Annotated in this window: 14 protein-coding genes; 9 read left to right on the forward strand and 5 right to left on the reverse strand. The window is 67.9% G+C overall.

All coding sequences use genetic code 11. The features are described 5' to 3' along the window. Nucleotides 1-196 precede the first annotated feature (196 nt). Together LH62_RS30300 and LH62_RS11535 are read right to left on the reverse strand one after the other, a co-directional pair. The gene (locus tag LH62_RS30300) at nucleotides 197-388 is read right to left on the reverse strand and encodes a hypothetical protein (protein ID WP_144404456.1); all 192 of its coding nucleotides are present in this window, start codon (nucleotides 386-388) and stop codon (nucleotides 197-199) included. A 138-nt stretch (nucleotides 389-526) separates the two neighbouring features. Then, nucleotides 527-781 carry a hypothetical protein gene (locus LH62_RS11535; RefSeq protein ID WP_043361405.1) on the reverse strand — a complete coding sequence of 85 codons (255 nt, stop codon included), beginning with the start codon at nucleotides 779-781 and terminating at the stop codon, nucleotides 527-529. 307 nt (nucleotides 782-1,088) lie between these two features. On the opposite strand from LH62_RS11535, the gene LH62_RS11540 reads away from it, so the two are divergent. Both LH62_RS11540 and LH62_RS11545 read left to right on the forward strand, forming a co-directional pair. Next, nucleotides 1,089-1,457: a hypothetical protein gene (locus LH62_RS11540; protein WP_144404457.1), complete on the forward strand. Its 369-nt coding sequence runs from the start codon at nucleotides 1,089-1,091 to the stop codon at nucleotides 1,455-1,457. Between the two features lie 171 nt (nucleotides 1,458-1,628). Continuing rightward, the gene (locus tag LH62_RS11545) at nucleotides 1,629-2,081 is read left to right on the forward strand and encodes an OsmC family protein (protein ID WP_052214226.1); all 453 of its coding nucleotides are present in this window, start codon (nucleotides 1,629-1,631) and stop codon (nucleotides 2,079-2,081) included. On the opposite strand, the gene LH62_RS11550 is transcribed toward LH62_RS11545, so the two are convergent. The 3 genes from LH62_RS11550 to LH62_RS11560 all read right to left on the reverse strand — a co-directional run bounded on the left by LH62_RS11550 (nucleotide 2,078) and on the right by LH62_RS11560 (nucleotide 3,580). Next, the gene (locus LH62_RS11550; protein ID WP_052214228.1) at nucleotides 2,078-3,016 is read right to left on the reverse strand and encodes a LysR family transcriptional regulator; all 939 of its coding nucleotides are present in this window, start codon (nucleotides 3,014-3,016) and stop codon (nucleotides 2,078-2,080) included. The genes LH62_RS11545 and LH62_RS11550 overlap by 4 nt on opposite strands. Nucleotides 3,017-3,089: 73 nt before the next feature. Beyond that, complete coding sequence (locus tag LH62_RS31130; protein WP_043361409.1) at nucleotides 3,090-3,293, reverse strand: hypothetical protein; 204 nt, start codon at nucleotides 3,291-3,293, stop codon at nucleotides 3,090-3,092. Between the two features lie 83 nt (nucleotides 3,294-3,376). Beyond that, on the reverse strand, nucleotides 3,377-3,580 hold the full coding sequence (locus LH62_RS11560; protein WP_043361411.1) for a hypothetical protein: 204 nt from the start codon (nucleotides 3,578-3,580) through the stop codon (nucleotides 3,377-3,379). A gap of 210 nt (nucleotides 3,581-3,790) precedes the next feature. Between LH62_RS11560 and LH62_RS11565 the strand changes: the two genes are divergently transcribed. From LH62_RS11565 to LH62_RS11595, 7 genes are all read left to right on the forward strand, one after another. After that, nucleotides 3,791-4,246, forward strand: coding sequence for a YsnF/AvaK domain-containing protein (locus LH62_RS11565; protein ID WP_052214231.1), 456 nt, complete (start codon nucleotides 3,791-3,793; stop codon nucleotides 4,244-4,246). Further along, complete coding sequence (locus LH62_RS11570; protein WP_082012512.1) at nucleotides 4,243-5,154, forward strand: YsnF/AvaK domain-containing protein; 912 nt, start codon at nucleotides 4,243-4,245, stop codon at nucleotides 5,152-5,154. The genes LH62_RS11565 and LH62_RS11570 overlap by 4 nt, the downstream gene beginning before the upstream one ends. A gap of 143 nt (nucleotides 5,155-5,297) precedes the next feature. After that, nucleotides 5,298-6,545, forward strand: a complete 1,248-nt coding sequence (locus tag LH62_RS11575) for a fatty acid desaturase (RefSeq protein WP_052214234.1) — start codon at nucleotides 5,298-5,300, stop codon at nucleotides 6,543-6,545. Between the two features lie 72 nt (nucleotides 6,546-6,617). Beyond that, nucleotides 6,618-7,055 carry an arsenate reductase (glutaredoxin) gene (gene arsC / locus LH62_RS11580; protein ID WP_043361413.1) on the forward strand — a complete coding sequence of 146 codons (438 nt, stop codon included), beginning with the start codon at nucleotides 6,618-6,620 and terminating at the stop codon, nucleotides 7,053-7,055. Between the two features lie 155 nt (nucleotides 7,056-7,210). Then, nucleotides 7,211-8,059 (forward strand): sensor histidine kinase, encoded by an 849-nt coding sequence (locus tag LH62_RS11585; protein ID WP_052214236.1) that lies wholly within the window; start codon nucleotides 7,211-7,213, stop codon nucleotides 8,057-8,059. 619 nt (nucleotides 8,060-8,678) lie between these two features. Then, nucleotides 8,679-10,988, forward strand: a complete 2,310-nt coding sequence (locus LH62_RS11590; RefSeq protein WP_043361415.1) for a molybdopterin guanine dinucleotide-containing S/N-oxide reductase — start codon at nucleotides 8,679-8,681, stop codon at nucleotides 10,986-10,988. Between the two features lie 592 nt (nucleotides 10,989-11,580). Then, complete coding sequence (locus tag LH62_RS11595) at nucleotides 11,581-12,600, forward strand: amino acid ABC transporter substrate-binding protein (RefSeq protein ID WP_043361416.1); 1,020 nt, start codon at nucleotides 11,581-11,583, stop codon at nucleotides 12,598-12,600. Nucleotides 12,601-12,802 lie beyond the last annotated feature (202 nt).

The following is a 12,802-nucleotide window of genomic DNA, read 5'->3' on the forward strand; positions in this document are numbered from 1 at the left end:
GGCCCGCCATGTCGATCCGGCTCCTTCACAAACGACCTCTTGGCTGGCGGTCTCGCGGCCGTGCCAGTCCAAGCAGACGTGCTGCCCGACTGTGAGTTGCCAGCGCACCCGTCCTCGGAGTCATCCTCCTGCGCACATATCAGAGCGGATCATACTGACTTCGAAAAAATGTCATTGGCGTCGTCGGACCAGGTGGTCAGCAGGTTGGGCCAATCATGAGCGTTATTCTGATCTTGATCAGCGCGATAGCCTCGATTTGCCGGCGTATCCGGGCGAAGGACTTGAACTGATCGGCCGGCTTGTAGCACCAACGCTCGCTCAGATCGCCCGGAACCATTAGCGAGATGGCACAGATGACGCCGCATCCGTTCTCCACGATCTCGAACAACAGGCGCCTACCGTCGCGCTATGGATGCAGTGCGATCGGCGTGGTGGCCGGTTCGGTCATAATCCGCGCCTCCCGTGCGACGGGAAAAGCCTGGGCGGTGGTCCGTCGCCATCCCGTATGGGCAACTGCAACTCTGGCTCAGAGGCGGTCTGCCGCCTGCGCCTTTTCCAGTTCGCCTGGATCGACGGCAAGCACCTGGACGAGCGCTCCGGCGCCGTTGGCTTGGCGCGTGATCGTAGTCAAGACGCGCCGGTAGGCCGGGAAGGAGAGGCCCTCGACCAGTTCTTCCTCAGTCTCGACGGTGTAGGTGCCGGCCGGCTGTACGGCCCCGGCGCTCTTGATGGAGAAAGGACGCCGGAACACGAGGCTACTGGTATGCGTGCGGGTGGGCATGATTGCGCTCCTGCGCCGAGGTCGGCATCGCTCGCCGAAAGGTCGGCTTGGGGAGTGGCCCGCCCCGGGCACCGCGGCAACTCTCCAGCCGAGAATGCAGCGTCGAAACCGCACCCCGGGCTTTCTACTGGTCTACGTACTCTATATGGCGACGAGGGATGCCATTCCCCTATCACAACTCGCGTGGGATCAGGCTGGCGCCTGTTCTAGACATGCGTCGATCGGTTGTGAACGCCGCTTTCTTCGCCGAGGAAGCGACCTATCCTCTGCCGCGTTGATGTCGGCGCTACGCCCGGAGGAGGATCGCATGGCGCTTCGGCTGGTCTCCTCCGGTAATGGTTCGGCGCTGGCGATCCGCGACCATCTCATCCCACTGGTCCGAAAGCGTGGTGCCCTCGAAGTTCAACGCGATTCGGTACGACGGGTTACGCTCAGGGCCGACGCCTGGGTCATCGAGCACTGGACCCCATTCAACGACCCCATGCCGGGAGAGGCCTCGTCTCCCGGATACCGCCGTGCCCTGCAGCGGCAGCACACCGAGCCGGACCTGCCCTACGGGCTTGATGTGTGGCATGCCGGCGTGAAGGTGCTGAGCGTGCTCTGGGCCGATGACGGCGCTTTCGAGGTCAGCGACTTCGTCCGCGGCGGCTGGGAGGCGGAGGCGCTCGCATTGTAGCGGCCCTTGCGCATCCGCGCACACCCGCTCGGCGGCTTTGCACGGCTGCCATAGACCCATGAGCGCGCCATATGGCGGCTACATGTCGGCCCTGGCCTCATCAGAGCGGCCGGCAGGCGCGAGGAGACCGGTACTGCGCATCCTGACCCCAAGATCCCGCGGCATGCCGGCATGAACGCGCTGCGCACTCTCCGATCCCGGACCGTGGCGGGCAGCCGCTTCCGCCAGTTCACGCAGATCCGCGATCTGCCGGTCCTGATCGTGGATGAGCCGAGCGGCATTGCCGATCCTGACCCGGCGCCGGAGCCGCTGGAGGTTCTGCTGGCCGCGCTCGGCTCCGATCTCACTATCGGTATTCGGGCCGGTGCGATCGCCCGGGGCATCGCGCTCTCGAGCCTCGCGCTCGATCTGGAGGCGGACATCGCCGCCGCTCCGATGGACATGGTGCAACCAGCGCCGCTCGGTCTCGAGGCAGTGCGCGTCGCAGTTCATATCGAGGCAGATGCCCCGCGGGAGGCACTGGCGGCGCTGGTGACGCGGGCAACCTTGCGGTCGCCGGTCGCCAATACTCTGCACGATGGGACCGAGCTGAAGGTTGGTCTGGCCGAAGCACAAGGACGCTAAGCGCGGGGCTGCCTGGTTTGCTGGCGTTCCGGCGGGTCCAGCTGGCCGGCCCGATCGCGGATGGCTGCGGCCACTGCGTCCAGCACCAACCGGATCCGCGGGATCCTGCGGTTGTCCTTGTGCACGGCGAGCCAGATCTCGACCGCGGCTTGCGCCACCGGCGGCCGTAGGTGTTGCAGCCCATCCGGCAATGCATCCCCCCGCAATCGGGGCAGGCACGCCATGCCCTGACCGCACAACGTGGCTTGCAACTGTGCCTCTGGACTGTCGGTTCGCAATACCGAGGTCGCGCGGGGGGCGAGCTCGGCGAGCCAGTGGGCAAGCTGCGGCACCTCCGCCCCGTCCAGTCCGGTCACCAGCCGATGGCCCGGGCAGCCGGCCGCAAAATCCGGTGGGCCATGGCGCTCCAGATAGGCAGGGCTGGCGTAGAGGCCGTGCGCCATAGTGCCGACCCGCCGCGCGACGAGGTCATGCTGCTCGAAGCGCGTGAGACGCACAGCAACATCCGCCTCCCGCATGGCGAGGCTCATGTGCCGCACATTGGCCAGCAGCTCGATGCCGATCTCCGGATTGCCGAGCTGCAGCGCGCAGAAGGCGGGCGCTAGGACGTGGCTGGCGAGCGTCTCCACCGTCGTGACGCGCACTACCCCCACCAGCAGGGCATCGCGGCCGCCAACCGTCCGTTCCACCGCGAGCGCTTCCGCCTCGACGCGTTCCGCCTGGCCGAGCATCGCCTCGCCCGCCAGCGTCGGGACATAGCCATCCGGCGTGCGGTGGAGCAGCCGGGCGCTAAGGCCGCGCTCGAGCGAAGCGAGGCGGCGGCCGACGGTCGACTGGGTGACGCGCAGTTCCCGGGCGGCAGCCGAGAGGCTGCCGGTCCGGACGATGGCCAGGAAGAAGCGGAGGTCATCCCAGTCCAGCAACGGCTCGCCCACGCCTCCCTTCCTGCCGGGCATCGGCAGGACATGAAAGCAACGAGCGGAAGCGCTGCCGGGTTCGGCCGCCGCCTCAGTCGTCCTCGCGCGGAATGTCAGGGGTGTCGGGATAACCGGCGCCGGCGCCGTCATGCGGCTCGACCCTGTGAGTCTCCCGCATCAGGGTCAGGGCATCTCGGAAGGTGCCCGCCCAGTCGCCGCCATTCGTCTCGTGCAAGGTGCGCAGCCGGGGCGTCAGGCGCGCGACCAGGGCTGCGTCTTGGTTATTGGGGTCCATCGGTCACTCTCTTCGCTTCGGTTCGGGGACGTGCAGGCTGCATCGGCCATGGTCCCGCGAAGGGGGCGACAGCCGCACAGGAGTCAGGCCGGGTGCCGGACTAGGCCGGGCGTCAGCAGGGCAGTCCGGTCGCGGGTGCCGCGGCGGGCGCCGAGCACCGCCGCGATCACCGCGGCGATGAGGCTGCCACCGATGACGGCGCCCCAGGAGATGCGGGATGGCAGGGCCGGCCCGCCTTCGGGCAGGATAGCTGCGACTCGGACCGCGCTGGTTATATCGAATGGCATGGGTGTGCCTTTCAGGGATAAACCGCTCAGCGACCCAACGCTGCCCGGCCCGAGGGCGGGGCGCTGCATTTCCGCATAGGCACTAACCGCCTTTGCCGCCTGCCCGCGGCATCGGCCAGCCACCACCTTGAGAGGTAGATGCCCGACCAGCAGCCCATCCGGGCTCGGGCTGGGTCGCGCGCTCCGTGCCGGAACCGGGGATGTCCCAGCGTGGTGGGTGACGTGAAGGCTGATGCCGAGGTGGTGGTCCCGTTGGTCGAGGAGCACCTGACCATCGCGCGGCGCTTGGTCGAGATCGGGCGTGTCCGCGTCCATCTTTCGACCGCCACCGAGGACGCGCTGGTGCGGGAGACGCTGCGCGGCGAGCGCTTGGAGGTTAAGCGCGTCGCCCTCGGTCACGAGGTCGCTACTGCACCGGCTGCGCAGGACGAGGAAGACGGCGCGGTCCTCGTCGTGCCCATGCTGGAGGGAATCCTGATGGTGGGGCGCCGTCTCGTCTTCAAGGAGAAGCTCCGGATCCGCTGCATCGCCACGACCAGGACGGTCGAGGAAACCATCCCTCTGCGCCGCCAGATGGCGAGCGTGGAACGCCTGTCTACCGCTGCCCCTGCAAGCAGCCTCGAAGCTCAAATCCGTCCCGAGGGCGGTACCGGAGACCCAACATGACCCAGACGACCCTGACCGCCCTCTACGACAGGCGCGGCGATGCCGACACCGCGGCCGAGCGGCTGGTGACGGAAGCCGGCCTCGCCCAGTCCGACATCGCGGTGACCGCCCAGGAGGCGGGCCAGGACCCGGACGCGGCGGAGAGGGGCGGCTTTCTCGCCTCCCTGAAGAACCTGTTCGAGCCCGAACAGGACCGCAGGACCTATGTCGAGGCAGTCAGCCGCGGCGGCTTCCTGATGACCGTGCGGGTAGAGCAGCGCAGCGCCGAGCAGGCCATGGACATCCTGGAGGAGCACGGGGCGGTCGACCTCGATGATCGCCAGCAGTCCTGGCGCACGGAGGGGTTGAGCAGCCAGCAGGCCGCCGGCGCGGCGGCCCTCGCTGACGATACTGTGGTTACCGCTGCGGTGGCTGCACCGCAGCAAGTGCCCGCTACGGCGCCCGCCGCGGCGCTCGTGGGATCCCGCTCTCCAAGCGGCGACGAGAAGATCGAGCTAGTCGAGGAAAGCCTGCGTATCGACAAACGGGCGGTCGGCGGCGGCCGGGTGCGTGTGCGCAGCTACGTGGTCGAGACGCCGGTCGAGGAATCGGTGTCCCTGCGCAAGGAGCATGTCGAGATCGAGCGTCGGCCGATGGACCGCGCCCCGACCGCGGCCGATGAGGCACTGTTCGCCGAACGCGTGATCGAGGCGACCGAAACCGGCGAGGAAGCGATCATCGCCAAGGACGCCCGCGTCACCGAGGAGGTAGTCGTGCGGAAGGACGTGGAGGAGCGGGTCGAGACGGTGCACGATAAGCTCCGGCACACCGAGGTCGAGGTGGACGACACCCGTGCGACCGATGCCGAGGGCAACGCCACGGCGCCGGCATCATCATCGGGTCGCCTGGACTCCGCGCCGCGTCGCTGATCGCCGCGGTCGGCTGCGACCGGATAGGAGGGAAGCGGTGCCAGCAGGTGCCGCTCCTTCTCCAACACCCTTCGCTTGTGGCGCCCCTTGGCGCCGGCCCGGCGCAATCGCCGTGTCTGTTCTGATCGAGAGTCGCCGACCCCATGTCCCAGATGACCAGCACCATCACCCAGGCGGGCAACGCACAAAAGGCCATGCCTCCCGCTTCTGGCATGCGAGAGCTGAGAGCGATCACCCAGCGCTTCCAGACAGCGGTACCGCGCACCGCTGCGTGGCAACTCGCCACCACCTTCTTGCCCTTGTTAGCGCTGCTCGCGGCGATGCAGGCCGGCCTCGCCTTGGGCTGGTGGTGGGTGCTGGCGCTAGGCCTGCCGGCGGCAGGGTTGACGGTGCGCGTCTTCGCTCTGCAACATGATTGCGGGCACGGCTCGCTGTTCCGCACTCAGCGTGCCAACGACCTTGTTGGACGGCTCTGCTCGCTGTTCACTTTCACGCCCTACGGGCACTGGCGGCGGCAGCACGCCGGGCACCACGCGGTCTGGAATGACCTCGACCGCCGCGACCGCGGCACCGACATCTACTCGACCTGTGAGACTGTTGCCGAGTACCGGGCCATGGGTCGCGGACGCCGCCGTGCCTACCGCATCCTGCGTCATCCGCTGCTCATGCTTCTGGTATTCCCGCCTCTGGTGTTCCTCGTGCTCTACCGCGTTCCGTATGACGCACCGGCCGGCTGGAGCCGGGAGCACCGCAGCGTGCACCTGACGAACCTTTCGTTGCTCGCCTTTTACGGCGGCTTCTCGGCGCTGCTCGGCATCTGGCCGGTGACAGCCGGCGTCCTCGCGGTGATGGTGCCGGCCAGCATCGCCGGCGTCTGGCTCTTCTCGGTGCAGCACCGCTTTGACGGGGTGCATTGGGCTCGCCACTCGGCCTGGGATCGGGTGGCCGCATCACTCGCCGGGAGCTCCTACCTGCAACTGCCAGCGGTTTTGCGGTGGTTGACGGCGAGTCTCGGCTTCCATCACGTGCACCACCTCGCGCCGCGCATTCCGAATTACCTGCTGGAGGCCTGCCACGACGCGCATCCCGCCTTCGCTACTGCGCGGGTGGTCACGCTGCGTGAGGCATTCTCGGCGCCCGACCACCTGCTGTGGGACGAGGAGGCCGGCCGCATGGTGACGTTCAAGGAGGCCGAGGAGGCGCTGCCCAATAAAGGGCTTGATGGTGTCGCGGCGGGCCAGGCTTGCTCAGCCGAAGCGCAGCCTCGGCGGCCCTCCACGCTGGCCGGTTCCGACGGCCGCCCAGTGCTGGGCGAGGCCCGCACCGCCCTGCCAGACGCACCGACAGCTCCGAGGCAGACCCGCGTGGCCGATGGGAGTAGCGCGACGTGAAACCGGCCGCGATGATGACGCGCGGTGGGGCCAGGGTCCTTGCCCTGATGCAGTCCGGATCGGGGGAACGTCGTGACGATCACAATATACCATGACCCGAAATGCGCCACGTCACGCGATGTCCTGGCGCTCATTCGCAACAGTGGCGAGGAGCCGGAGACTATCGAGTACCTGAAGGCGCCGCCCTCGCGTGAGACGCTCGTAGGCTTGCTCCGGCGCATGGACATCCCCGTGCGCGACCTGCTGCGCCAGGAAGTGCCCTCATACGAGAAGTTCGGTCTCGATGACGCCAAGTGGGCTGACGACGCGCTGATCGACCTGATGCTGCGGCACCCCGTTCTGATGAACCGCCCGATCGTGGTCAGTCCCCTTGGCGTGCGGCTGTGCCGGCCATCGGAGACGGTCTTGAACATCCTGCCCGCTCCACAAGAGAGCGCCTTCCGCAAAGAAAATGGTGCGCCTGTTATTGATGACGAGGGAAGACGCGTTGACCGGACCGCTTTGGACTGAGCGCATCCCGGACAGGGCCAGTCGCACTGGCATATGCGCTGGCTCGACGGCACAGAGCATCACCCCGTCTGTGCCGGCTGTTGGGGGAACGCACCTTCATAGCGGGCCAGGATGAGGTTCCGTGCCAACGTCACCCCCCAGGGCCTAGAGCAGGCATGACGGCGAGATCAAGCCGGCGCGAGGCAGAGCTGGAAGCGGAGAACGAACGCCTGCGGACCGAGCTTGCCGCCGCTGAGAGCCGTGCTGCAAAGAAGGCTGATGTGCGAACGCACGAGCTCGCCGACGCGCGCACTGATCTCGCGAGTTCCGAGGCGCTGAACACGGAGCTTCGCCGAGCTAACGCTGAACTGGAGGAGAGCGAGCGGCATCGGGACCTGCTACTGGCCGAGCTGAACCACCGCGTAAAGAACATTCTTGCCACCGTGCAGGGACTTGCCGCGCAGACGCTGAAGGGAGTCGGTGGTGATCCTCGGCGCTTCGCCCGGCACTTCGGAGCGCGGCTGCGGACCTTGGCGAGGGCGCACGACATGCTGGCGGCTGGCGGGTGGGAGCCGGCCGGCATTGAGGACACCGCTCGGGTTGCGCTGGTGCCGTGGCTGGGGACGGGCCGGGCCATCCAGCTCAACATCTCGGGCGGTTGCCTCGGCGTGATGGTATCGCCACGACAGGCGCAGGCGCTGGTACTCGCCTTCCACGAACTCGCCACCAATGCGACCAAGTACGGTGCGCTCTCCGTTTCCGAGGGGCATGTCGAGACCCGATGCGAGGTCGGAGCGGACGGAGCTATGACGATCCACTGGGCAGAAGCGGACGGTCCGCCGGTGGTAGGGCCGCCGGACCGGCGGGGCTTCGGCACCCGACTATTGGAGCGCGGCCTGGCAATGGACCTCGGACCCGGCAGCAGCGTCGAGCTGCACTTCGAACCGGCCGGTTTGCAGGCGGCAATCCGCTTCATCCCCACGCAGAGGCCGCAGTGGCCGCTCAACCGCCATCGGAGTGCCTAACGACCCGCCCGCAGGCTGCTAGTTCAGAGAGTGTTCGCTCCCAGTTCCCACCGCTGCTCCAGTCGGTCTCCCGAAAATCAAGCAACGTGGCTCTGGTGGACGTGTCCGTCGTATATCGGGCGCCGGTATGCGAGCCATGGCGGCAACGGAATGCCGGGTCTGGCGCGTGTTCGTCAGATCGAAGATCCAGTCGAAATCTCTCTCGCGTGGTTGAGCGCATGCGCCCAACGGCTGCCCTTGCAGGGTCGAGGTACTTCCGGCGGATGCGATAGGCCATACGCCGGCGCGTTGCCGACTCGTTCCGCGCGGGGCTGGCTATGCTTCCGTCCTTGCGGCCGGCGTTCTTCGCACTCGGCCTGGTGCACCCACCGGGTCTGTAAGATCCGACCGGGTTGTCGGCTCGGCTTCGCGGAAGATATGCCGCAGGCATTTGACCTGTCGCCCCCGGCGGCCAGCACCGGGGCCATGGTGACCTCCTTCCACCGTGGGGGCTGGGCCACGGGTACGATCTTGGATGCCGATGGCGGTGTCATGGCCTGGTGAAACACGTATAACCGGATCAGAGGCGCGCTGTGGCAACCGGCCAGCGCACCCACCTTGAAACGTCCGGAGGGACAGCATGAGCGCCAAGGTTGAGGCGACGACCGAATTCCGTCCTCACAGCTCGCATTGGGGCGTCTTCACGGCGGCGATGCGCGATGGCGAACTCCTGGTCCGCCCGCATCCGGGCGATCCCGACCCGAACGACATCATCCGGAACTTCCCCTCCGCGCTCCGGCATCCTGCCCGCATCGCGCAACCCATGGTACGCCGCGGCTGGCTCGAGCGTGGCCCAGGCCCGGATCGCCGTCGCGGCCGGGACGAGTTCATCCCGATGGCCTGGGACGCGGTGCTGGACCTGCTGGGCGGGGAGCTTCACCGCATCCGGGACAGCCATGGGCCGGCCGGGGTCTTCGGCGGCTCCTACGGCTGGTCGAGCGCCGGACGCTTCCATCATGCACAGAGCCAGATCCATCGCTTCCTGAACTGCGCATTCGGTGGATACGTCGCCTCGGTCAATAGCTACAGCTCCGGCGCCGCCTCGGTCGTCATCCCCTACATCATGGGAAACTACGAGGAACTCACGAAGCACAACGTGACCTGGGATCAGGTCGCCGCACATAGCGACGTGGTGCTGGCCTTCGGCGGGATGGCGCTGAAGAATGCCATGGTCGCCGGCGGCGGGATCAGTGAGCATGTCGAACGCGGCGCCATGCAGGCGGCCCGCGAGCGTGGCTGCAACTTCATCCTCGTCGGGCCGCTGCGGAGCGACCTGCCCGAGGAAGCCGGCGCCGAGTGGGTCGCCAATATCCCCGGCACCGACACCGCCCTGATGCTCGCGCTGGTGCACACTCTGGTCGCCGAGGGACTGCACGACCAGGCCTTCCTCGACCGCTACACCGTCGGCTGGCCGGTCTTCGAGCGCTACCTCCTCGGCGAGGCCGATGGCCAGCCGAAGGACGCCGATTGGGCAGCGCCCGTCACCGGCGTATCGGCGGAAGCGATCCGCAGCCTGGCACGCCGTCTGCACGGCCGGCGCGTGCTGGTGACCGTGGCCCACGCGTTGCAACGGGCGGAGCATGGCGAACAGCCCGTCTGGATGGGCGCCGTGCTGGCCGCCGCCCTGGGGCAGATCGGCCTGCCGGGCGGTGGCTACGGCTATGCGCTGGGTGCCATCGGCTATTACGGCCGGCGCGCCAACGCGGTGCCCGGCCCGACGCTGCCCCAAGGGCGCAACCGGCACGGGGACTTCATCCCGGTGGCGCGCATCGCCGACATGCTGCTGAACCCCGGCGCGGCCTACCGCTACAAGGGCCAAACGCGGACCTATCCCGATATCCGGCTGGTCTACTGGGCCGGCGGCAACCCCTTCCACCACCACCAGGACCTCAACCGGCTTCGGGAAGCCTTTGCGCGCCTCGACACGCTGGTGGTGCATGAACTGGCCTGGACTGCCACGGCGCGTCACGCCGACATCGTCCTGCCCGCGACGATGACCCTGGAGCGGGAGGATATCGGCTACAGCTCGCATGACCCCCTGATGGTGGCCATGCATCGCATCGCGGACCCCCATGGCGAGGCACGGGACGACTACGACATCTTCGCCGCCCTCAGCAGGCGTCTCGGCGTGGAGGACGCCTTCACCGAAGGCCGCAGCAGCCGCGACTGGCTGCGCCACCTCTATGCGCGCACGCAGCAGGCGCTGCAGGAAGCCGGCCTGCCAGCGCCGGACTTCGATGCCTTTTGGGCCGCCGGGAGCCTGCGCCTGCCGCAGGCGCCGGACGATGGCGGCCCCTGGCGCGCCTTCCGCGAAAACCCGGAGGCCAACCCGTTGCCAACGCCCAGCGGCCGGATCGAGATTTCCTCCGAGACGATCGCCGCCTATGGCGAGGCGAGCTGTCCCGGCCATCCCGCCTGGCTTCCTCCCGAGGAGGTGCCGGGTGACGCTACCCGGCTCCACCTCATCGCCAACCAGCCTGCGACGCGGCTGCACAGCCAGCTCGATTTCGGCGCGCATAGCGTTGCAGCCAAGCACCGCGGCCGTGAGGTCGCCTCCATGCATCCGGCGGACGCGGTGGAGCGCGGCATCGCGGATGGCGACATCATCCGCCTGTTCAATGGCCGCGGTGCCTGCCTGGCCGCGGTGCGGCTGACAGCCGATATCCGCCCCGGCGTCATCCAGCTGGCCACCGGCGCCTGGTATGATCCCGAGAACCCGGAAGACGACCGGCCGCTCTGCGTGCACGGCAACCCGAACGTGCTGACGCGGGATGCCGGGACTTCGGCCCTCGCCCAGGGCTGCACGGGGCAGCTGACGGTGGTGGAGGTGGAGCGGTTCAACGGCAACCTGCCGCCCATCCGCGCCTTCGATCCGCCGATGGCCGGATGATCTGCCCAGGCATCGCGGCAAGGCCGCGATGCCGCTTTTCGAGCACTCCTGCCGCTCCCGGCGTCAGTCTCGCGCGGCGTGGACGGAGCGCTGCCGACGGTTGGACCATCTTTCGCGGCGGCCGCATCGCTGATGAATGCCGCTCGCAGACCGCTGGCCGCCATGGAGCCAAGGCGGCCATCGCCAAGGGCCCACGGCCACCCGCCGAGCGGCGCCGTGCTGGTGTCCGGCCGCATCGTCGAAGCGAACGGGTGCGGCTCCAGCTTCCGGCACAGGCATATCTGCATTGCCTTTGCCGCGACCTGTGCCACTGCGCTCGAGGTGCGGCTGAACTCCGAGAATGGGCTGCCGGCCAAGGCCGTCGCTTTGGGCAAACCTGTCAGCAACGATCGCCGTGTCGGGCGACATCCGCGGCCTCGCCGCTGGCCAGCGGGCGGACGGTGGATGGGCAGCGCGGCGCCCCTGTGTTACTGGCGTCGTCCTGCGTAGTCACGCCGGCGGAGACCGACCCGGGCGTGAAGCGGCTGGCGAGCGTGAGTTGCTGCCATCATCGGCTTGCCGCGTTGAAGCCCCGAACCTGAAGGATTACCCAGTGACGAAGCGCTTGCTCCTGGTTGCCGCCTTCCTGGCTGGCATGCATGCCCTTGCCCTGGCCGCCGAGGCCGCGACGCTCGACACGGTAAGGCAACGCGGCATTCTCTCCTGCGGCGTCTCGACCGGCTTCGCCGGCTTCTCGGCGCCGGACAGCCAGGGCAACTACCGCGGCCTCGACGTGGATTATTGCCGCGCCATCTCTGCCGCCGTGCTCGGCGATGCGGCCAAGGTGCGCTTCGTGCCGCTGACGGCGCAGAACCGCTTCACCGCCTTGCAGTCGGGCGAGATCGACGTGCTGCTGCGTAACTCCACCCAAACCTTTCTGCGCGATGCCTCGATCGGCCTGCATATCGGGCCGGTGAATTTCTACGATGGCCAAGGATTTGCTGTGCGGCGCGATGCCGGCGTCGCCAAAGTCACTGATCTTAATGGCGCGACCGTCTGCGTTGCCCAGGGTACGACGCATGAGGTGACGCTCGGGGATACGGCGCGGGCGCGCGGCATCCGCTTCCAGCCTGTGGTCTTCGAACGGCCGGATACGATGTACGCTGCCTTCTTCGCCGGCCGCTGCGATGCGATGACGCAGGATGCCTCGGCGCTCGCCGCCGCCGTCAGCGTCGCGCCCAACCCGGCCGACTACATGGTAGTGTCCGAGACCATCTCGAAGGAGCCGCTCGGGCCCTTCACCCGCAACGGCGATGACCAGTGGTCCAACATCGTCGCCTGGGTACATTACGGTTTGGTCGAGGCTGAGGAACAGGGCGTGACTGCGGCCAATGTCGAGGAGCAGGCCAGGGGGCCAAATCCGGTGGCGCAGCGGCTGCTCGGCACCAGTGGCGAATTCGGCTCTCGCCTGGGACTCGACAATCGCTGGATGCTGAACGCCATCAGAGCGGTCGGCAATTACGGCGAGATCTTCGAACGCAATGTCGGGGCCCAAAGCCCGCTCAAGCTGCAGCGCGGCCTGAACGGGCTTTGGAGTGGCGGCGGGCTGATGTACGCCATACCCTATCGCTGAACCGTTCACATCCACCGGGTGCCGAGAAGCACAGCGATGGCCGGCACCCGTCCGTCCCCGGGGGAGCGCGGTCATCCTTGCAGGCAGCGGAGGATGCTCGGCGTTCGGGCCCTGCCCCCGGACGTGGTGCAGGACGCCGCCACAGTAATGGTGGCGGCCATCGTGCTGGCCCTCCGTAGGGTCGGGTTGTCGAGCCCTAACC

Origin of the sequence: Belnapia sp. F-4-1 (assembly GCF_000802185.1) — a bacterium.
GTDB lineage: Bacteria > Pseudomonadota > Alphaproteobacteria > Acetobacterales > Acetobacteraceae > Belnapia.